At 40.2% G+C, this 21,191-nt stretch carries 22 protein-coding genes and 1 tRNA gene; 13 read left to right on the top strand and 10 right to left on the bottom strand.

The annotated features are described in order from the left end of the window. Positions 1 to 78 precede the first annotated feature (78 nt). On the top strand, positions 79 to 888 hold the full coding sequence (locus tag AAEZ22_RS11160; protein ID WP_011327012.1) for an META domain-containing protein: 810 nt from the start codon (positions 79 to 81) through the stop codon (positions 886 to 888). Positions 889 to 944: 56 nt separating this feature from the next. Here the strand turns inward: AAEZ22_RS11160 and AAEZ22_RS11155 are convergent, their stop codons facing one another. Then, positions 945 to 1,784, bottom strand: coding sequence for a 23S rRNA (adenine(2030)-N(6))-methyltransferase RlmJ (locus AAEZ22_RS11155; RefSeq protein ID WP_011327011.1), 840 nt, complete (start codon positions 1,782 to 1,784; stop codon positions 945 to 947). 238 nt (positions 1,785 to 2,022) lie between these two features. Between AAEZ22_RS11155 and AAEZ22_RS11150 the strand changes: the two genes are divergently transcribed. The 9 genes from AAEZ22_RS11150 (at position 2,023) to AAEZ22_RS11110 (ending at position 9,323) form a co-directional block, all read left to right on the top strand. Then, complete coding sequence (locus tag AAEZ22_RS11150; protein WP_352297254.1) at positions 2,023 to 2,253, top strand: cell division protein ZapB; 231 nt, start codon at positions 2,023 to 2,025, stop codon at positions 2,251 to 2,253. Next, the gene (locus tag AAEZ22_RS11145) at positions 2,253 to 2,558 is read left to right on the top strand and encodes a cell division protein ZapA (protein WP_011327008.1); all 306 of its coding nucleotides are present in this window, start codon (positions 2,253 to 2,255) and stop codon (positions 2,556 to 2,558) included. The genes AAEZ22_RS11150 and AAEZ22_RS11145 overlap by 1 nt, the downstream gene beginning before the upstream one ends. Positions 2,559 to 2,617: 59 nt before the next feature. After that, entirely contained in the window at positions 2,618 to 3,634 is a 1,017-nt protein-coding gene (locus tag AAEZ22_RS11140) for an MBL fold metallo-hydrolase (RefSeq protein ID WP_011327007.1), read from the top strand. Positions 3,635 to 3,690: 56 nt separating this feature from the next. Next, entirely contained in the window at positions 3,691 to 5,160 is a 1,470-nt protein-coding gene (locus tag AAEZ22_RS11135; RefSeq protein WP_179807609.1) for a transglycosylase SLT domain-containing protein, read from the top strand. A gap of 70 nt (positions 5,161 to 5,230) precedes the next feature. Next, entirely contained in the window at positions 5,231 to 5,725 is a 495-nt protein-coding gene (locus AAEZ22_RS11130) for an FKBP-type peptidyl-prolyl cis-trans isomerase (RefSeq protein WP_011327005.1), read from the top strand. A gap of 31 nt (positions 5,726 to 5,756) precedes the next feature. Further along, positions 5,757 to 6,485 (top strand): SDR family NAD(P)-dependent oxidoreductase, encoded by a 729-nt coding sequence (locus tag AAEZ22_RS11125; protein WP_352297251.1) that lies wholly within the window; start codon positions 5,757 to 5,759, stop codon positions 6,483 to 6,485. Further along, positions 6,482 to 7,321, top strand: coding sequence for an amidohydrolase family protein (locus tag AAEZ22_RS11120; RefSeq protein WP_179807607.1), 840 nt, complete (start codon positions 6,482 to 6,484; stop codon positions 7,319 to 7,321). Before AAEZ22_RS11125 ends, AAEZ22_RS11120 begins: the two co-directional genes overlap by 4 nt. 49 nt (positions 7,322 to 7,370) lie before the next feature. Next, positions 7,371 to 8,936, top strand: coding sequence for a S41 family peptidase (locus AAEZ22_RS11115; RefSeq protein WP_193038832.1), 1,566 nt, complete (start codon positions 7,371 to 7,373; stop codon positions 8,934 to 8,936). A gap of 3 nt (positions 8,937 to 8,939) precedes the next feature. Further along, positions 8,940 to 9,323 carry a hypothetical protein gene (locus tag AAEZ22_RS11110; protein WP_011327001.1) on the top strand — a complete coding sequence of 128 codons (384 nt, stop codon included), beginning with the start codon at positions 8,940 to 8,942 and terminating at the stop codon, positions 9,321 to 9,323. Positions 9,324 to 9,393: 70 nt separating this feature from the next. Here the strand turns inward: AAEZ22_RS11110 and AAEZ22_RS11105 are convergent, their stop codons facing one another. From AAEZ22_RS11105 to AAEZ22_RS11090, 4 genes are all read right to left on the bottom strand, one after another. After that, positions 9,394 to 10,569 (bottom strand): mandelate racemase/muconate lactonizing enzyme family protein, encoded by a 1,176-nt coding sequence (locus AAEZ22_RS11105; RefSeq protein ID WP_011327000.1) that lies wholly within the window; start codon positions 10,567 to 10,569, stop codon positions 9,394 to 9,396. Between the two features lie 27 nt (positions 10,570 to 10,596). Beyond that, a complete protein-coding gene (locus AAEZ22_RS11100) occupies positions 10,597 to 11,364 on the bottom strand; it encodes a class II aldolase/adducin family protein (RefSeq protein WP_011326999.1) in 768 nt (255 codons plus the stop codon). A 142-nt stretch (positions 11,365 to 11,506) separates the two neighbouring features. After that, positions 11,507 to 11,830, bottom strand: a complete 324-nt coding sequence (locus tag AAEZ22_RS11095) for a c-type cytochrome (protein WP_011326998.1) — start codon at positions 11,828 to 11,830, stop codon at positions 11,507 to 11,509. Positions 11,831 to 12,004: 174 nt separating this feature from the next. Continuing rightward, the gene (locus tag AAEZ22_RS11090; RefSeq protein ID WP_011326997.1) at positions 12,005 to 12,544 is read right to left on the bottom strand and encodes a DUF2058 domain-containing protein; all 540 of its coding nucleotides are present in this window, start codon (positions 12,542 to 12,544) and stop codon (positions 12,005 to 12,007) included. A gap of 265 nt (positions 12,545 to 12,809) precedes the next feature. Here AAEZ22_RS11090 and AAEZ22_RS11085 point away from each other — a divergent pair, with 265 nt between their 5' ends. Further along, entirely contained in the window at positions 12,810 to 13,958 is a 1,149-nt protein-coding gene (locus AAEZ22_RS11085; RefSeq protein WP_352297248.1) for an MFS transporter, read from the top strand. Here AAEZ22_RS11085 and AAEZ22_RS11080 read toward each other — a convergent pair. Both AAEZ22_RS11080 and AAEZ22_RS11075 read right to left on the bottom strand, forming a co-directional pair. Then, positions 13,925 to 14,425 (bottom strand): prolyl-tRNA synthetase associated domain-containing protein, encoded by a 501-nt coding sequence (locus tag AAEZ22_RS11080; RefSeq protein ID WP_011326995.1) that lies wholly within the window; start codon positions 14,423 to 14,425, stop codon positions 13,925 to 13,927. The genes AAEZ22_RS11085 and AAEZ22_RS11080 overlap by 34 nt on opposite strands. A 1-nt stretch (position 14,426) precedes the next feature. Then, positions 14,427 to 14,813, bottom strand: a complete 387-nt coding sequence (locus AAEZ22_RS11075; RefSeq protein ID WP_352297245.1) for a hypothetical protein — start codon at positions 14,811 to 14,813, stop codon at positions 14,427 to 14,429. A gap of 167 nt (positions 14,814 to 14,980) precedes the next feature. Between AAEZ22_RS11075 and AAEZ22_RS11070 the strand changes: the two genes are divergently transcribed. Then, positions 14,981 to 15,056 (top strand) — tRNA-Ala (locus AAEZ22_RS11070). Between the two features lie 236 nt (positions 15,057 to 15,292). Here AAEZ22_RS11070 and AAEZ22_RS11065 read toward each other — a convergent pair. Then, entirely contained in the window at positions 15,293 to 16,540 is a 1,248-nt protein-coding gene (locus AAEZ22_RS11065) for a glutamate-5-semialdehyde dehydrogenase (protein WP_086994847.1), read from the bottom strand. Next, positions 16,537 to 17,643, bottom strand: a complete 1,107-nt coding sequence (gene proB / locus AAEZ22_RS11060; RefSeq protein ID WP_352297242.1) for a glutamate 5-kinase — start codon at positions 17,641 to 17,643, stop codon at positions 16,537 to 16,539. Before proB ends, AAEZ22_RS11065 begins: the two co-directional genes overlap by 4 nt. Before the next feature lie 863 nt (positions 17,644 to 18,506). Between proB and AAEZ22_RS11055 the strand changes: the two genes are divergently transcribed. Next, entirely contained in the window at positions 18,507 to 20,354 is a 1,848-nt protein-coding gene (locus AAEZ22_RS11055; protein WP_058372400.1) for a cation:proton antiporter, read from the top strand. 80 nt (positions 20,355 to 20,434) lie between these two features. Here AAEZ22_RS11055 and AAEZ22_RS11050 read toward each other — a convergent pair whose 3' ends face one another. Beyond that, positions 20,435 to 21,073, bottom strand: coding sequence for a tetratricopeptide repeat protein (locus AAEZ22_RS11050; RefSeq protein ID WP_086994853.1), 639 nt, complete (start codon positions 21,071 to 21,073; stop codon positions 20,435 to 20,437). Positions 21,074 to 21,191 lie beyond the last annotated feature (118 nt).

The raw sequence follows: 21,191 nt of genomic DNA, 5'->3' as shown, positions 1-21,191 counted from the left end.
TCCTCAATTAAGCCTTGATTAAGTAACTAAGCACTATCATCATTTAAAATCATCTAATTTAGTATTAAAGGAACAACGATGTTTAAACGTAAGCCAAGTTCAATTTTAAAATCGGTAGCAGGGATCAGCTTCTTAGCCAGTGGCGCATTGGTATTATCTGGATGTGATGATGCTAAGAACACTGCACAGGCAACACAGGCAGAGTCAACAGCAACGCTAACAACTGAAGTTAGTTACCTTGATCGCAGCATGTTGGCGCCTAATTCACAGCTAACAGTAACACTTGCCGATGTATCTAAAATGGATATTAAAGCAACCGTTATTAGCCAGCAGGTTATTGATTTAAATGGTGGTCCTCCTTATACAGTAGAGCTTGCCTACGACACTAACAAAATTAATAAAGCACTTAGCTACAGCGTTAGTGCACGTATTGAAAATAATGGTGAGCTACTCTACACCAGCACAAGCAATAACAACCCATTCGCAGCAGATGCACAAACCAGCCCGTACAAAATTGTGGTTACAAAAGTAGATCAAAAACCAGATGTTGATTTAGCAAATACATATTGGAAAGCAATCACTTTAGCTGGCGATAATGTTACGGTTACAACAAAAGAACCTTTCATTCAATTTAGTAATGATGGCAAAGTGCATGGGTTTTTAGGCTGCAATAACTTTAACGGTGGTTATGAAGTTAATGAGCAAACGGTGACTTTTGATCACATAGCGGCAACGCAAAAAATGTGTCATGAAAACATGGATCAAGAGGCTGCAATGTCTAGCATGCTAAGTAAAGCTGCGCAGTGGCAAGTTAATGGCGAATCGTTGAGCTTAAAAGATGAAAAAGGTGAGCAACTAGCTACCTTTAAAGCCGTTTACTTTAACTAAAATAACTGCAGTAATAATTAAAATGCCCAGTTTAACTGGGCATTTTGCTATGTGGGTTACTCTGCGACTAACTGCTCGCTGCGATAAAAACCACTTGATTCACTCAATATACTCACCAGCTCTGGCAACACCTCATCCATAACCTGTTTTAATTTCCACGGTGGATTAATTACTATCATCCCCGAGGCAGTCATGCCATGCACGTCGGTATCGGCTTTGGTAGCTAGCTCAAATAATTGAATATTACGCATGCCAGAGTCAATTAGGTCTTGCTCCATGTTGTCAATGCGGCTGCGGTCAACAACAGGATACCAAATCATGTATGTGCCGGTAGCAAAGCGCTGGTACGCTTGCATCAACGTAGTAATAACAGTGTCGTAATCGTCTTTGACTTCATAAGGTGGGTCTATTAACACGCAGGCTCTACGCGATGCAGGGGGTAATAAGCCAACCAAACCAGCAAAACCATTTTCGCCACGTACTCGAATCGAACGCTTCCCTTGCATGTTCTCCTCTAGTAATAACAAATCACGTGGGTGCAGCTCAAAAAACCAGCCTTTATCTTGGCGGCGTAAAAAGTGTTCCGCAATTTTTGGCGAACCCGGATAAAACTCTAAATTGGCTGTTTGGTTAAACGATTTGATCAGTGCAATATAGTCGTTTAAAGCTGAGTGTTTACTAGTGTGTTGCCACAGTTTTTCAATGCCGTCTTGATACTCTTGTGTTTTTTGTGCATCGGCCGCTGCTAATTCGAAAAAGCCCGCACCCGAATGAGTGTCTATATAATCCAGTGGCTTATCTTTTAAAGTTTGGTAACCTAACACTTGTGCTAACACTAAATGTTTAAGTACATCGGCAGGGTTTCCGGCATGAAATGAGTGTCTGTAACTAAGCATTATTTATTTTCGCCATACGCTATTTAATAAAAACAGTGAACCATAAGCACTGTACTTTGACAACCTATCCCCTGATAAGCGGCCATTAAAATGAACCATTTCTGAATGAAAAAGCCAATACACTGAATTATCCCTTAACAGAGAATAAAAATCAGCTAAAACCAGCGTAAATGCTGGTAAATAAACAAACTTTGCTTTACATTTGCATTACCTTAATTACAGTTATATGAGCGCCTTTATGAATAACAACACTCTTCAACAACTCGAACAACTGATCGACCAATTAATTCAGCGTAATAATCAATTACAAGCTGATGTTTCTAATTTAAAAGAACAAAATAGTAAACTCGCTGACGACAACGAGCTTTTGCAATTAGAAGCCCTTGAAAACGAAGAAAAGCAAAAAGATGCCAGCACTACTTTAACTGGCCTGCTTGATAAGTTACAAAGCGCACAACAGGCTAGCTAATGTCTGAGCTGCAAAACCAGCGAGTCACTGTTGAATTGCTTGGTAAAGAGCAGCAATTTGCTTGCCCACCTGGGCAAGAAGAGGCACTTAAAGCGGCAGCTAAAAATCTCAATGATTTAGTTGAGCAAATGAAACAACGCTCTACTGTTAAAAATGAGCAAAATGCCCTACTTATGGCAGCCTTAAATTTAAGCCACGAATTGCTAGAAGCAAAGACTATAAAAGCCGTTGATCTGCAACACCAAGATCAACTCATTGATAAGTTGAGTCAGCACTTATCAAATGACTCTAAACATAATAAATAAAAGCGCCTAGAGCGCTTTTATTTATTACGCAGCTTTTAAACCATAATAGAGAGCGTTATATGAAGTCAGCCCTGCGTTTATTTAAATTAAGTAAGTACCTACTACTGCTTAACTCTTTTTATTTTGCAGCCAATGCTAACGCCGATGTTACGTGGGAGAAAATAAGTCCCAATATTCAATTTTTAAAACAACAGCATAAACTACGTTTTTACGACTCAAACCAAGTATTAATTGAAGGTAGTAAATGCGCACTGTTAGTAGATACCAGCGGCAACTTTGCTGCAGTAGAACAACTTGCTAGCGATTTAAAAAAGCACTTAACAACACCTTTGTGTTACTTAGTGGCCACTCATTTTCATGACGATCATTTGCTGGGGATGGCTGTAATGCAGCACTTTTACCCCGATGCGCAATTAATTACCCATCAGCAAGTAAAAACTGACTTTGCCCTTTATCAGCAAGCATTTAACGATAAGCTAGAGGGATTCGAAAAAAGCATTGAGCTTAGCTACCAACGCTTAGCAACACTCCCCGAAAATGAGCAAGCCCAGTGGCGCACAAAGTTAGAACGCGCTAAACAGCGCCTATTCCGCTGGCAAAAATATCAACTCAATGCACCTGAAATAAGCATAAACACCAATAAAACATTAGACTTAGGCAATTTTGAAATTACTTTAAACGCCCACCAAGCACATACCAATGGCGATTTAACCATTACAACTAACAGTGGCAGCACTTTGATTGGTGGAGATATTGTTGACTGGCTTCCCTACCCTGGCCACGGCGAGCTAAGCAGCTGGCGCGCACTGCTACAACAATATATTAATGACTCAGTGCTAAAAACTATAATTCCTGGTCATGGTGAACTAACTAATAAGTCTCAACTGCAGCAGTCGCACGCATTTTTAACCGCCATTACAGAGCATGTAGCTAATAATAGTGGGCAAACAATAGAGCAGTTAATGCTGTCATTTCCTGATGTCGCGATTAAACCCTACATGCAAGAGTCGCTTAATGCCAAGTCGAGTAATTTATTTTTACAAGCAGGATTAATTCGCGCGATAAACGCAAAATAACTCAACACAACGGACTGTGTTAAAATAGTAAAAGGATTTTAATAGAAGTGAATGTTATGCGCAGTTTGGTTTTAGCTTGTTTAGGTGTTTTTTTATTTGGCTGTGAAACCACCAAGCCAGAGCCTATAGAAGCACCGCAAATATTTACTCACTTTAAGCCAAGTTACAGCGCCCCTAGTGAATTAAAAACACCGCAAAGCACAAAAACTAACTTACGCATAACGCCGCCTAAAAATACAAAAAATAAAATAATAAAGCCACCGGCCAAAACAACTGACTTATGGCAGCATATCGCTAATAATCTGCATTTTCCTATTGAACAAAATAAAGCGCTGAAAAAGCGTATTAATTGGTATTTGCAGCAACCCGATTACCTGCAAGTTATGAGCAAACGAGCCGCTCCGTATTTATACCATATTGTAAAAAAGGTAGAACAACAGCAACTACCAATAGAGTTAGCACTGCTGCCTTTTGTAGAGAGCGGATTTAGACCCACTGCACACTCATCGCAGCAAGCCGTTGGCGTATGGCAACTGGTAGGAGCAACTGCACATCATTTTGGGGTTAAGTCAGATCAATGGTATGACGGCCGCCAAGATGTACTTGCCGCCACCGACGCAGCACTGGCGTATTTAAGTTACTTATATAAACGCTTTGATGGCAATTGGCTGCACGCTCTCGCCGCTTATAATAGCGGTGAAGGGCGAGTTAAACGCGCGATTAAACAAAATAAAAAGCACGGTAAAAGCACTGATTACTGGTCGCTAAAATTACCTCAAGAAACCGCCGATTATGTACCCAAGTTACTGGCACTAAGCTACTTAGTTAAACACCCGCAACAAGGTTTTAAACGCCCAAAGCTCGCTTACAAAGCATTGACCACCCATATGAATGTAGGCCAACAATTTGATTTTTCAATCATTGCCAAGCTCTCTGGAGTAGGCTCTAAGCAGCTACATGCACTTAATCAAGGGTATTTAAAAAATCAAAGTTCACCCAATGGTCCGCATACGTTATTACTGCCAATTGAGCAACAGGCACTATTAAACAGCTCGTTTTTTAAAACTAACTTTGCTGGAGAGTACATAGTTAAACAAAACGATACGCTTTACAGTATTGCTAGGCGCTTTGGCATGCCTTTAAGTACCTTAAAGCAACTTAATAATAAACAAAACAACTTAATTGGCATTGGTGAAAAATTACTTGTTGGCCAGCCCAAAACACTTCCGGAATCATTGACTATTGATTATAAAATTAGCCCCTACCTTGAGCATCAAGAAGTGGTAATTGCAACACTCGAAATAGACTATGAAGTGCAACCAGGCGATACCTTGTGGAGCATTAGTCAGCTTTACAATGTGCCGCATAGTGACCTAGCTAAATGGAATAAACTGTCGGCGTCGAGTATGCTCAAACCAGGTATTCAATTAGTGTTATTTATTCCTCAAGCCGAAAAGCCTCAAGTAACAACAATTAAAAAAGATTTATTGTTAGATCTACAAAAAACATTAAATCAGCCACGTTAAGTTTCTAAAAAAACATATTTCGCGTAAAATTACGCTCTAACTAATACAGTCAAAATTTAAAGAGATAAGCATGCAAATTAGTAAAAATTCAGCCGTTGAATTTCATTACACCCTTAGCGAAGCCGGTGAGCAAATAGAAACCAGCACTAACGAAGCGCCTCTTACTTATATTCATGGCAGCGAAGGCATGCTTCCTGGTTTAGAAAATGCGCTGGAAGGCAAAGCCGCTGGCGAAAAGTTTAGCGTTACATTAGCGCCAAGCGAGTCATACGGCGAACGTGTTGATAACTTAGTACAACGCATTCCGTTAAAGCATTTACAAACACAAAGCAAAGTTAAAGTATGGAAACCAGGCATGACCGCAATGGTAAGCTCGGATCAAGGTCGTCATCAGGTAACTATTATTAAAGTAGGCCGCTTTAATGCCGATTGTGATTTAAATCATCCATTTGCAGGTAAAACACTGACTTTTGATGTTGAAGTAGTGTCGGTACGTGAAGCCACCAGCGAAGAAGTATCGCACGGCCATGTGCATGCAGCAGGCGGATGTGGTCACTCTCACTAATTAAAAAGTAATAACAAATAAAGGAGCAAGTATGTCAAAAGTGGCTATTGTTACCGGCGGCACCAAAGGTATTGGTTTAGCGGTAGTACAGCGCTTACTAGCAAGCGGCTATGAAGTACATAACCTTGATATAACACCAAGTAACTTTGGTGAGTTTCATCATTGTGATGTAAGCGATGTCACTGTTCTACGTCGTTGTATTAATGCCATAGTTGAGCAAACGCAGCGCATTGATGTACTTGTTTCTAATGCAGGAAAACATTTAAGCGCCAACATAGAGAGTACCGATGAGCAAACTCTCGATGCACTATTTGCGCTTAATGTAAAAGGCGCGTATGCGGCAGTGCAAAGTGTATTACCAATAATGAAAACCCAAAACAACGGCGCTATTGTGCTTATAGCCTCAGATCAGGCAATTATAGGTAAAAAAAATTCATTTGCTTATAACCTGACTAAACACGCCCTTGCTTCTATGGCAAAAACCACCGCGCTTGATTACGCGAGTTTTAATATTAGGGCTAATGCCGTGTGCCCTGGCACTATAGAAACACCGTTATTTCATAACGCCATAGACGCTTACTGTAAAAACAGTGGTGCCAATAAAGCACAAACAGTAGCCGAAGAGGCGGCATTGCAGCCACTTAACCGTTTAGGCCAAGCTGATGAAGTAGCCGCTTTAGTGAATTTTTTAGTCAGCAATGATGCAAGCTTTATCACCGGTAGCTTGCAAAGTATTGACGGTGGTTATACAGCGCAATGAGTAGTGCTATTATTGACCCCCATGTGCATTTTTTTAATCTACTTGAGGGGCAATATACTTGGTTACAAGGCGCTAACCCGCCGCCATGGCCTAACTTAGACAAAATAAAGCAGCCGATCAGTGCTGCGCAATTAATGCAAGATTGCGACTTTAAACTTGCAGGCTTAGTGCATATTGAGGCGGGGTTTGATAACAGCGCACCTATAAACGAGCTTAACTGGCTCACCAAGCACTTGGCTGGCATTACTTACAAAGCCGTTAGTTTTGCCCAGATTGATCAAAGCAATCAGCTATTTAGCCATGCGCTCAGTAACCTTTCCCATCCAAGCTTAGCGGGCATTAGAGATATTACCCAAGGTGATGACGCCAAACGTTTGCTCAGCAGTAATTGCTACAATAACTTTGAAACGTTACAGCAGTTAAAATTACATTTTGAAGCCCAGTTTGAGCTTGAAAACCATATTATAGTTAAGCAAATTGCTCAATACGCCAAACAGTTTCCACAGTTACAAATTATACTTAATCACGCAGGTTTACCCCACAATATGCCAGCGTGGCAGCAAGGCATTAAATTACTCGCCAAGTACCATAACATTGCAATTAAGTTTTCGGGATTTGAGTTACTTAAGCTCAATAGCGGGCAGCAAGCACAGTGCTTTAATATTATTTTGCAACACTTTGGCGAGCAAAGAATAATGTTTGCGAGTAACTTCCCCGTTTGCCAAATTAATACCCAATATAACGACTTATGGCAGGCACACTTTAACTTATGTAGTAACCAAGCGCTTTGGCAGCAATTAAGCTATAAAAACGCTAAACACTGCTATCAACTCTAAATAAAAGCCGCTATATTTAAATTAATCGTTTAAAAATAGAGCTTCTTATATGCACTCTAAAATTCGTGACAAAAAAACAACAACACTCGCTTCCTTAGCACTGCTTAGCGTTTTATCTGGGTGTGGTGGCGGTAGCGATAGCGAGGGCCTTACTCCTAATAGCAATACCAATAGCTGGAGCGCAGGGGTATTTGCCAGTGCCAGCCAATTTAAAGGACAATGCCAAGCAAGTAATGAAAAAAACTGGCTGCGTTCGTGGAGTAACGAAACCTACCTTTGGTACGATGAGATAATAGATACCGATCCAGCGCTTACAAGCGGCGTAGTTGCTTATTTTAACACCTTAAAAACCAATGAACTGACCGATTCGGGCGCTAAAAAAGATAACTACCACTTTAACTTACCTACCGATGAGTGGCAGCGCCAAAGTCAATCAGGGGTAACCTATGGCTATGGCTTTAATATAAAAATACTTGCTCGCAGCGCGCCACGCCAAGCCGTTATTAGCTATACCGAGCCAAATACACCTGCGAGTAATCAAAACCTTGCTCGTGGCTTTGAACTTGTTGCAGTAGATGGCATTGATTTTGTAAATACGACTTCCAGCAGTGAAGTTGCTCTTATTAGTGCAAGTTTGTTTCCTGAGCAAACAGGTAAAACGACCGAGTTTGTATTTAAAGACATAAATACTAACCAAAACCGTACCGTAACACTCACCTCGCAAAATATTACCTCGCAACCGGTAGTCAATGTGCGTACCGACTTAGCCGATGGCGATGTGGGTTATTTTCAGTTTAATAGCCATAATGCGATTGCTGAAGATCAGCTCTACAATGCATTTAACCAATTTGCAGCAAGTAACATTAAAGACTTAGTGATTGACGTACGCTATAACGGCGGCGGCTTTTTACAAATGGCCAGCCAAGTAGCCTATATGATTGCGGGCCGCGCGAACACCCAAGGAAAAGTGTTTGAGCGTACTGTTTTTAACGATAAAAATCCAAATACCAACCCGGTAACTGGGCAAACACTTAGCCCAATGCCGTTTACTAATCAGTTTGTGGGATTTGCTGATAACCCTGCAACTGTGCCCGGTAGCGCACTGCCAACATTAAACCTAAACCGCGTATTTGTTCTCACGACTAGCAGCACCTGTTCAGCAAGCGAAGCCATTATTAATGGTCTGCGCGGCGCCGACATTGAAGTGATCCAGATAGGCTCTGGTACCTGTGGCAAGCCTTATGGCTTTTATCCTACCGATAACTGCGCAACCACCTATTTTACCATTCAGTTTAGCGGTATAAATAATAAAGGTTTTGGCGAGTATGCTGATGGCTTTGCGCCAAAAAACACTATTGATAACGCTTTTCAACCCGTATTATTAAATGGTTGTGCGCTTGCCGATGACTTTTCTCAGCCATTAGGTAATGCCAATGAAGCACTGCTTAAAACAGCGCTTAACTATCGAAATACCGGTAGTTGCCCTGCGCCAAGCTCCATAAACAGTAAACAAGGTTTTGCACCTGCTATTACAACTGATTCGCCTGAAGTAAAAGATACGCGAATTCAAACCTTGCTTGAGCAAAATACTATTCTTAGCGATAACATGAGATAAACCATGAAAGTACGCCGACTTACAGTAATCGCATTTATAACAACCGCACTCAGCGGCTGCTTAGCACAAAGCGCTGAGCCAACTCCTAAGCTGCAGCATGCGCTATTAGTAACACCTAATAGCATAGCAGTAGCTAATGCTATTGCCAGCTTACTGCATAGCTCACAAGTGCAATTAGCCGATGATGTATTTACTACTAACAGTACTGTGACGCTCGATAAACTCAACCATAAAGACTCTATGGGTAATCCTATTATGGGTAAGCAGCTTAATATGCCCGACCAGTTTGAGTTAATGATTAAAGGCAAGCAATGCTTTGTTCGCCATCTTGATAGCAAAGCAACGCAGCAGTTAAAAGGCGTGCAGTGTAAAATTAATCAGCTATAACAATAACGCCAAATAGCAAAAGCCGCGTAGTGAGCTATCACTACGCGGCTTTTTAATCTGTATGCTAAAACTATTTAATTTCTACACGCTGCGAGCGCATTACAATCTCATCGTTTAATTCAATACCAATACCTGGCTCTTCCGACACTTGAAAAAAGCCATTTTTAGGTTGAGGATCTTGCAGACACAACTCACGGTTCCATTTTTTAATCGCATAAGTATGATGCTCATGAATTAAAAAGTTAGGAATGGCTGTTTCTAAATGCAGTGAAGCTGCAGTCGCTACTGGCCCGCCGCATACATGCGCTTGAATGCGCACATCAAAAATATCGGCGTAGTCACACACTTTTTTCGTTTCGGTAAAACCACCACATAAACCAATATCGGGTTGCAATACATTAATACTTTGATCTTCTAAGTATGGGCGTACACCCCAGCGGTTATACAAGCGTTCACCACCAGCAATTGGCACGGCTACTTTATCAGCCACTTTGGCATGCAATGAATGGTTTAAATAGTTAACGGGTTCTTCAAAAAACATGCAATCGAATTCTTTCGCTATTTCGCCCAATTGAATTGCCGAAGTCACCCCTGGTAAGCTATGGCATTCAAAAATAATATCAACTTCGTCGCCTACCGCTTCACGAATCGCTTGCATACGCGCACGGTACAACTTCATTTCAGCACGGGAAATAATATTAGTGCGATCGTAGTAAGTATTGCCGTCTTTATCGTACTGAATTGGGTCTACTTTTACTGCATCGTAACCTTCGGCAACCGCTTTTAAAGCCGCTTCGGCGTATTCTTGTGGCTGCACTAATGCTTTAAACTCGCTATCCCAGTCAAACTGTAGTTGCGATGCATAAGTGCGTAATTTATCGTTAACCTTACCACCAAGTAGTTGATACACAGGTACACCCAGTGCTTTACCTTTAATATCCCACAGAGCAGTATCAATCGCACTCATTGCAGCATATACAACAGGCCCACCACCTAAACCCCAAAAGCTTTCACGTAACATACGCGACCAAAGCTTTTCGGTTTGAAATGGGTCGTGGCCAATTAAAAATGCATCGGCCATTTCTTTGATCATAGCGGCAGCAGCGCTGTGGCCTAAATCGTATGCAAGGCCCGCTTCACCCACACCACTAATGCCTTCATCAGTATGAATACGTACAAATACTGGAGTCCAAGCAGGACGATCTGGGCAATGAATATCAAACACTTCAACGCGATTTACTTTCATGAATATTCCTTATTAACCTTTAAATGGTTATTTTGCAAAACTAGGATCAAGTCGGTACGCTTTGCGCAGCATAGCTGGCCACGCTAACTGCCCGCCAGTACTACCACTGTGCACTACATTTGCTTGATTATAAATATTGTCGATTATAGGCTGCGGGACGCTAATAGCCTGCTGCGAACTGGCTTGAATAGCGAGCTGTATTTCACAGGCGCGCTGTAAATCATAAAAGCGCATAAAAGCATCGCCCACCGTTGGCCCCACTGTTAAGCCACCGTGGTTAACTAACAACATATGGTTAGTATTGCCTAAATCATCTTGTAAGCGTTTTCGTTCATCATCGTTAACCGCTAACCCTTCGTAACCATGATACGAAAGCGACGGCAAAGAGAACATGGAATACTGACTTAGTGGCAATAAGCCATTTTTTTGTGTAGCAACAGCTATGGTTTCTTTCGTGTGTAAATGAATCACACAATGCGCATCGTCGCGTACTTCGTGAATTGCGCTATGAATAGTAAAGCCAGCTGGATTAATATTAAATGGCGTGTCGTCAATAATATTGCCGCTTAAATCTACTTTAACTAAGTTAGAAGCGCTGATTTCATCAAAGGTTAAACCAAAGGCGTTCACTAAGTAATGATCACTGCCCGGTATCCGCGCCGATAAATGCGTGTAAATTAAATCGCCCCAACGAAAATGATCCACCAACCTATAACAGGCTGCTAGATCAACTCGTAGCTGCCATTCTTGTGCTGATACTTTATTTTTTAAATCGAGCTGGGGTAAATCAAACATAATAAGCCTTTAAATACACATAAGATCAATTGCGCAATAGATGTTTAGAAGTCTAAATTAGTATTTAGGTTATAGCAATCAGGAAATAAAACAGCCACACTAGGTGTGGCTGTTTTTTAATAAAAATAATTAACTGCGTTTATTATTTTACGTTTGCAAGGTAATCAGCAATTGCAGCAAACTCTTCATCTGTTACGGTTGCTACCATAGCTTTCATAGCCATAGACATACCATTACTGCGCGCACCTGATTTAATGTCTTTCATTTGTGCAACTAAATAGTCTTTATTTTGACCATTTAATTTAGGGTACATGCCCATAATAGGTGCCTTACCTTCTGCGCCGTGACACGTTTGGCAGTTTTTAGCAGTGTAAAGTGCAGCACCATCTGCAGCAGCTGCATTAAATGACAAGCTTGCGGCTAAACTAATACCCGCGCCTAATAAAAGTGTTTTAATTTTGCTCATTGTATTTACTCTTCTTTTTTGACGGTTAAAAAACTGTTCTGGTGATTGTAGTCAACAACACTATAAAAAGCATACGTAACTAATAGCATTTGACGATCAATCAGAACAAATACATGTACAGCTCATTTAAGTTAACTTTAGCAAAAATTAAATGAGTCTACACTTAACTAAAATTTACCACGTTAAATCATCTGGTATTTCAAAATCGGCGTATGGATCGTCTTCATCTTTTACTTTGCTTTCTGGCTCAACATGAAAAACAATATAATGTTCATCTACTTCAGCTACTTTACGTGCCGGTTCGTCTTCTAATACGTAAAATCGGCCTTCGAGCACACAAATAGCTAAGCGACCACCCGATAACGCTTTTTGCGTTCTTTCGTTTACTTCAATGCTCTTTACTTTGTTTTCGTAAGTAAAGTTAAAAGTACGCTCACCACGTATTGCTTCTTGGTTATGGTGTTCTAAAATTTGTTTAACACGGGCACTTTGCTCGCGCTGCTTTAAACTACCTTGGCGTGCCTGGTTAAGCTCTTCTGCTTTTTGTTGCTGCTCAAGTTTTGTTTGTTGAATATGCTTTTGTAAATCGCTAGGGTTACTGGTTGCACCCTTTTTTTGCTTTTTTTGCTGCTTACGCTTTTCTGATTTAGCAACTTTAGCTTTATGCGATGTTGTTAATCCTGCTTGGAGCAATTGCTCTTGAAGTGACCCCATGGCTCTATTCCACTAAAAACTAATATTAAGACTATTTTAATCACCAATGCCGGCAAATAACAGCGCTATCATCATTAATCTAACAAACGACGATAAAAACACCATGATTTAGCGCAAAGATAGCGACTTTTTTAGTAAACAATTACTTATTACTGTTTATGGGCATACCAAATAGTCGCTTAAAGTATTCGTTTTTAGATTATCAAACACAAGGGATTTTTAATATACTGCCACTTAACTATTAGTTACTCGCCAAGCTATAATAATGCGCCTACCTCACTTGTTGCTTTGCTCTGTATTTATTTTTTTTGTACTTTACGCTCCACAACCACTGCTTGGCCTATTTGCAGTTGAGTTTGGTGTTGCCCCCGCCGTTGCTGGCAGCTTAATGACTGCGGCTATGCTACCACTGGCTATTGCGCCTTTAGTGTATGGGTTGTTTTTAACTAAACGTAATCCTTTATTTATATTACGCATTGCTATGTTGTTATTGGGAGGATGCTGTTTATTATTTGTTTACGCCCCCACCTTTGAGCTGCTGTTATTGGTACGCTTTTTACAAGGCCTAATATTACCAGCGGCATTAACAGCCATGACCAGTTATATTGGCATGAGTTTTAGTGCCGATACACTGCAAAAAAATATGACAATCTACATTGGCAGCACCATAGTAGGCGGCTATTTTGGGCGTGTTCTGGCAGCTATTTTTAGCGATATATGGCACTGGCAAAGTTTTTATTATTTTATTGCCACCATGCTCATTTTGCTTGCGTGGAGTATTCCCCATACCCGCTTTAAAAGTAATAACGTTAAATCAATACTTTCACCACTAGACTATATTAAACAACTGCGTGAAGGGCCGCTGCTAAAAGTGTATGGTGCGGTATTTTGTATGTTTTTTTGCTTTGCCGCTTTACTTAATTATTTACCTTTTATTTTGCAAAATACTTTTTTAATCACTAATACTCGCGACATTGGCTTGGTTTACAGTGGTTATTTAATCGGCGCTTTAGCGTCTATTACAACACCTTGGTTACTTAAAAAAGCGCCCTCGCCATGGCATTTATTAACGGCTATATTTTTGTTTTACAGTGTTAGTATTGTCATGTTAATGAGCCACCAGCTAATAGTATTTTTAGCCGCATTTACATTATTTTGCGGGGCTATGTTTGTGATTCACTCAACTGCCGCTCCCTTAGTTAATAAAATAAGTAAAGCACCACCGAGTGTTACTAATGGCGGGTATGTATCGTTTTATTACAGCGGCGGTGCACTTGGGTCGTTATTACCAGGGGTGATATACCAGCATCATGGGCAAACCGCATTTATGGCAGCTTTATTGGCTGTTTGCCTATGCGGCTTGATGCTGGTTATATGGGCTTACCTTGAAGGTAAAAATACTACGCGAGGCTGATGCTCAGTAAAGTTAAAAAACTGCTCTAAGTCTGCTTTATTAAGTAACCAGGTTTGGGTGTTTTCAAACGGATGACAATGAAATAGCTCACCTTGCCAAATATCTTGATCTAGCCAAACGCTTACTTCGTTTTGCTTGTCGTTCATTAGGCTAAGCATAGATACACACCCAGGTGCTACTTTTAAATAGCGCGCTAAACGCTCGCTTGAGGCAAACCCTAACCGCGATAACCCTTGTTGTTTTGACAATACTTTTAAATCAAGTTGCTTGTCATGGGCGGTTATAACTAAAAAGTGCCGCTTACCTTCATTATCACGTAAAAATAAATTTTTAAGTCGTGTACCTGGGCGCTCCACCATAAAGGCATCGGCATCTAAACTGCCATGTAATGGTGGGTGCTCTATCACCTCATAATTAATATTTAACTGCGCTAATAGCGCTGCTAACTTTGTTTTATCAGCTAACATACTACAAACAACGTCCTCTTAATTGCACACTTAAATCACGCCACAGTACCTCATTAATTTCATGCTTAGCGGGGCAATAATTGCGTGTTTCAAGCTCTGTATTTAACAATTCAACAGCTTGATCTTCTAACTGCAATTTTAAAATACTCGACTCTTCAAAATGCTCTTGCGCTGCAAAACGCTCAAAGTCACTGCGGGTAAACTTTTTATCTAAATTAATGTTCTGGCGGCTTTTAGCCTTTACCGATACTACGTAGGCAAATAGCTTATTTCCTTGTTCATCTTGTTTTTCATGAAACTGTTTATTATTTATTTCATAAGGTTGCTCGTCACTTGAGTTAGCACAGCCAACAAGCAAAACCATCAGTACTAAGGCATACTTTTTCATTTTTAATTGTCTTTTTACTGAATATTGTTGTTGAGTCTACCAAAATTTCATCTAAACGGTAAAATTAGTGAAAAAATACTTGACCTATTTTATAAAAAATCTTAAAGTTCGTCCCGCTTGAGAATCAGCAATCAAGCTTTTACGTAATATGTAAAATTTAGGAATGTGGGGCTATAGCTCAGCTGGGAGAGCGCCTGCCTTGCACGCAGGAGGTCAGCAGTTCGATCCTGCTTAGCTCCACCACTTTCCTACTCCCTCTTTAGTATTGTCTCAAAGCCATCAATTTAATCGCTATTTTATCTTAAGTTTCACTCTGTATTTAAACCCCAAAATATACGCCATATAGCTAACGCTATTGCACGCTTTTTAATTTTACTGGCTAGCGAAGTAGAGCCTAAGTTAGTTTATTGCACAAAAAAGCCGAGCTGCAGCTCGGCTTTTGAAATTCATAATATGTTTTGTCCTGAAATAAACTAAGTTTATTCGCGGATCTGACCGTCGCCATTAACTAAATACTTTTCAGTAGTTAGTGACTCAAGGCCCATAGGTCCGTAGGCATGTAGCTTAGACGTTGCAATACCAATCTCGGCACCTAAGCCCAGTTGTGAACCGTCTGAAAAACGCGATGAAGCGTTAACAGTTACTACCGAAGCATCAACACTACGTTGGAATAACTCTGCCGTAGCAGCGTTTTTAGTACAAATTACTTCTGTATGGTGCGAACCAAATTGCGCTATGTGCTCTACAGCTGCCGCAAAACTTGGAACCACGCGAATAGCTATTTCTAAATCTAAATACTCTTCACCAAATTCATCGTCGCCCAATACTGTTGCATTGTCAAAATACGTAGCTGCTTGGCTATCGGCATTAATTTTAACGCCTTCTTGACGTAACACTACCGCACACAAGTTTAAAAACTCATCGGCAATATCTTGATGTACAACTAAGCCTTCTAAAGCATTACACACGCCGGTGCGTTGCGTTTTACCATTAAGCAGTAGGTTAATTGCCACTTCAAGGTCGGCGTCTTTATCAACATATAAATGACATACACCTTTAAAGTGTTGGATCACTGGAATTGTGCTGTTTTCGGTTACAAAGTTTATTAACCCTTCACCACCACGCGGTATAATTAAATCAATGCTGTCACGTTGCTGCATTAATTCCATTAATAAGCCACGATCGGGGTCAGGAATTACCGAAATAAGTGCCTCTGGTAAATTATGCTTTGCTAGCACGCTGTGCATTACGCTAGCAATTGCTTGTGAGCTTTTTAGTGCTTCTTTACCGCCGCGTAAAATAACGCTATTACCCGATTTAAAACACAATGCACCCGCATCTGCGGTTACATTTGGGCGCGCTTCGTAAATCATACAAACTACGCCTAGTGGTACGCGCATTTTACGAATTTTAATGCCATTTGGACGCTCGGTAATATCGCGTAGCTGACCAACCGGATCATCTAAGCTTACTATCACTTCGATGCCTTCAGCCATTGCTTCAACACGTTCATCGTTAAGCGTTAAACGGTCAACCATTGCTGCTGCTAAGTTATTGTCGCGTGCCGCGGCTAAATCGCTTTCGTTTTCTTTAATAATAAATGCTTTTTCTGCACGTAGTGCTGCAGCCATGTCCAATAGCACTTTATTTTTTGTCTCGGTATCGAGTAACGCTAACTGATGAGCAGCTTTTGCTGCCTGGCGTGAAATATCCGTAATTAAACTCATGACTTCTCCAATAATGCGATATGTTTTTCAGATATAACAGGTCCTATTGATTCCTGCATTTTTTCGCTGAATTCACTCTGTTCGTTGTCAGCAATAAAGCTCAACAAACAGCTACTATAATTTGCGGTTGCTTTGGCTAAACGCGTACCATCTTCACTACGTACCAAAATGGTGTCACCAATTGCGAACTCGCCATGCACGGCCATTATTTCATCGCCACGAATACAGCCTGTTTCGCCTTCGAGTGACTTATCAAACGAGCCATCTACAACAACTTCACCCTGCTCATTTGCAGTGTGCGTCATCCAATGTACAGAATCTTGCATTGGTTTTTCGTATGGTAAGAAAATAGTCCCCGGGTTTTCACCTGCAAGTAAACGCGTAAATGTCTCTTCTTTAAAGCCGTTAATAATATAAGTTGAAATCCCATGTGAGGTTGCTTTTTCGGCCGCTTCAATTTTGGTTTTCATACCGCCTGTACCAACTGCGCTAGTTGCACATCCTGCCATAGCATAAATAGAGTCATCAATTGATTTTATTTCAGGCAGTAAAATAGCATCGTCATGCAAGTTAGGGTTTTTATCATATAACCCATCCACATCTGAAAATATAAGCAGCGCGTCTGCATCTGCTGCTGCTGCAACCATAGCAGATAAGTTATCGTTATCACCTACTTTTAGATCATCGGTTGTTACTGCATCATTTTCATTAATAATAGGTAGCACGCCGTGCTCAAGCAAAGTAAATACAGTTTCGCGAATACTTTGATAGCGCTCATGATCACGTAAGTCACCGTGGGTTAATAATAATTGAGCTGATGGAAAGTCAAAAAACCTATCCCACATTGCTATCATTTCTGTTTGACCTGCGGCAGCCATCGCTTTTTTCATCACGACTGAACGTGCTGTATCTGATGGGAACAAATGTGCCCCCGCAGCAACTGAGCCTGACGAAACTAAAATAACTTCAATACCACGAGCACGACAGCGAACAATAAACTGTGCAATAGTTAATATGTAACGTGAACGGCAGCCATCTTGATCCGGTGCAATTAAAGCACTACCTACTTTAAGTACTATACGTCGCCAATTTAACTTATTCATAAATGTTCAACTTTCCATTTTATTTGCGCTCATGCAATGTGATGAGCTAAAACTAGTTAGCTAGGTTTAAAACATAGCTTCGAATTTGGTTTATCATTTAAAAACACTTTTTTACACACGCAAAGCGACTCTATCTAAAACTGTTGTTATAGATTTAAGCGCAAGTACTAAATAGCAACAACTCAACGGTGTTGAATAGTACTAACAAAAAATTTAAAAAGTGTTGTTTATGTATCGCTGTAAAAGCTGTGTGTGGCTTTTTTATTAACAACATACATAGAGCCTCTTAAGTCAGATACACCAACAGATAGGGTGATGACTTAAGGACCGAGATTTAACCGCCACGATGGGGGCTAAATATTGAAAGGTAATAATTCAACTCAAACCTTTATTTATTTAAATAGTTAAATAAACTTGTTTAGCAAAATCATACCAAAGAGTTCGGTAAATGATATTTATACTGCTCAAACCCTTAAATCACTACAAAACAGTATTATACCGCTTTAATGTGACTCTAATATTAATAAGTTATTATTTTAAAATAACCACTTAATTAGACAACTAATTGTTTGAACACGAAGCATAATACGCTAAAACTGCAGGTAAAATCAAGGTTAAAATTCAAACTAAGTAAAATGCAGCTTGTTTTTCGAACTGTTTTTATATTAATTATCAAAAAGTTAAATCCTTTTTGTAGGGTATTTATTAAAATTACTGATAAAATAACAGACTTTAAAACCCGTAATATCTGATAAACAGCTAAAATTCTATTAGCAAAATTTAACTTATCCGTGTATACCCCTGTATTATAATTAACATAAGTTATACTTTTATCTATCATATTCACAAGGAATTCTTATTCTATGTCAGCAATTTATATAGCCGGTATCGCACTTTGCTCCGTGCTTGCCCAGTGGGTCGCATGGGCGTTTAGAGTCCCTGCTATTCTGTTTTTATTGCTTACAGGACTATTATTAGGGCCATTTACTGGCGTACTAGATCCTGACGCGCTTTTAGGCGATTTACTCTTTCCTGTTGTGTCACTCAGCGTTGCTATTATTTTATTTGAAGGCTCTCTCACCCTGCACTTCAGAGAATTAAAAGGCATCAGTAAAGTAGTCAGAAACCTGTGCTCTATTGGTATGCTCACTACGTGTATAATTATTAGCTTTAGTGCCTATTGGCTATTAGAGCTTAACTGGCGGGTAGCTGCTGTGCTCGGCGCTGTACTTGTTGTAACGGGTCCTACTGTTATTGCCCCTTTGCTAAACTCTATGCGACCAACTCAAGACATCGACCGAATACTACGCTGGGAAGGCATTGTTATAGACCCTATTGGTGCTCTTTTTGCCGTATTAGTTTTCGAAGCCGTGATGTTAGTTGGCGAAGGTCAAATATTTAGCCATACCATTATCGCGCTAGTTAAAACCTTAGGTGTAGGCTTAACAATTGGTGTTGTTGCAGGCTGGCTTACTACACAACTTATGCGCCGAGAGTGGCTACCATTTGAGTTGCATAAGTTTGGCATTTTAGCCCTAGTGCTTATAAGTTTTTCAGTGTCTAATCACTTAAGCCATGAATCAGGTTTATTAGCGGTGACTGTATTTGGTATTTGGCTTGCAAACCAAGATGATTTAGAAATTGATTCGGTGCTTGAGTTTAAAGAAGATCTATCGATGATTTTAATCTCAACACTGTTTATTTTACTTGCAGCAAGATTAGAACTCTCTGATTTAATGATGCTAGATAGTGACGTTTTTATATTTTTAGCTATCGTGCTATTTATAGCTCGCCCTGTGTGTATTGCAATATCGACTTTTGGTACTGACCTACCAATGAAGTCACGCTTAGTACTCGCTTGGATTGCGCCACGCGGTATTGTTGCCGCAGCTGTTGGTTCTGTATTTGCGCTGAGCATGATGGAAGCTGGTGTTGCTGATGCAGAAAAAATGGTACCGCTCATATTTACCGTTATTATTATTACCGTAGTGCTGCAAAGCCTAACTGCCATCCCTTTAGCTAAACTGCTTGGTGTACGTCAACCATCACCAAGTACCATTTTAATTATTGGTGCAAACCATGTATCGCGTGCTATTGCGCGTGGCTTAAAAGATCAAAATATTCCTGTGCATTTATCTGACCCTGCATGGGAAAACTGTAAAATGGCCCGTATGGATGGCTTGCCTTGTTACTACGGTAATCCGCAATCTGAACATGCTGAGCGTTACTTGCCTTTAACAACTATTCGTAGTGTGTTGGCACTGTCACCAAATCGCCATCACAATGCGCTAGGTGTACAGTATTTTTCTCACTTACTTAATGATAAAAATGTGTTTTCGCTACGCTCATCTTCATCGCATGCTAAAGCGAATAAAGACAGCGCGACTTTCTTATCGCGCCAAATTTTATTTGGTGAAAACGGCTCTTATGCACGCTTAAGCAGTGTGATAGCGAAAGGCGGTAAAGTAAGTGCTACCCGTATTTCTGATGAGTTTAGCTGGGAGCAATATCAAGAAATGAACCCAGAGGCAATTCCACTGTTTATTCTCAAAGGGGATAAAGATGGCGATGACGATGCGCCAGTTAAACTTAGACCCTTTACCAGTGATATGGAAAAACCACCGCAAGAAGGTGAGCGCATTGTTGCTTTGCAACCGGCTAAAATATCACTACTAAAAGATTCACAAGCAAAAGCTAAAGAAGAAAGTTAACACTTTTATTAAAAACTAATAAAAAGGCCTAACTCGCAAGAGTTAGGCCTTTTTAGTGTATTTTTGGTATATCAATATGCTTACATAGGTAGGCGAGCACGAGCCACAACGCTGGCTGGCATTTTTTCGGCTAACTGAGCTAATAAACGCGCAATTTTTTTATGTGTATTGGCATCTGCAACCTTGGCATTAAATAACCAACGATACATATCTTCAAAGTCGCGTGGACTGCCGTAGCCTTGGTTAAATAACTTAACTAAGCGAAACTGCGCTTTTAAATTTCCCTGCGATGACGCTTCACGCAAATAAGTGATTGCCATTGCTTTATCTTGTTGTACCAAACGCCCAATGTCGTAGTAACGCCCTAACTGCTCTAAAGCCGCTGCTAAGCCCTGCTCAGCCGCTTTTTGCATATAGTACACACCTAACTCTACATCGCGATCAACACATACGTTATAGGCTAGCATATCGCCATATAAAAACTGATACGATGGTAATGCCATTTTATTGGCTCGCGCTTCTATATCTTGTACTAACTGGCAATCATCTGCCTTAACCCGGGCTAAATGGGTGTTTTTATTAATTAGCGAAATTAACTCAGTCTCAGTATACAGTGGCACTGCTGCTGCCGTTTCTTCTGCTAAGCTATTGCTGCTCATCAATAAAGAGAGTGTCATTAATGGTAATAACAAAACTGAATGACTAAAAAGTAACTGCATCTTTATCACTTATAAAAATAAACCTATTAAATACTATACAAAGATCGTTCCAAGATTAATATTTAACCTGAACTCTGGTTAAGAGATTTACTAACGTATTGAATCATAGTTATATTTA

The sequence above is a fragment of the Pseudoalteromonas sp. 20-MNA-CIBAN-0454 genome (assembly GCF_040308685.1).
Lineage (GTDB): Bacteria > Pseudomonadota > Gammaproteobacteria > Enterobacterales > Alteromonadaceae > Pseudoalteromonas > Pseudoalteromonas nigrifaciens.
Note: the sequence above shows the minus strand (reverse complement) of the source record. Positions and strands in the feature narration are given on the sequence as shown.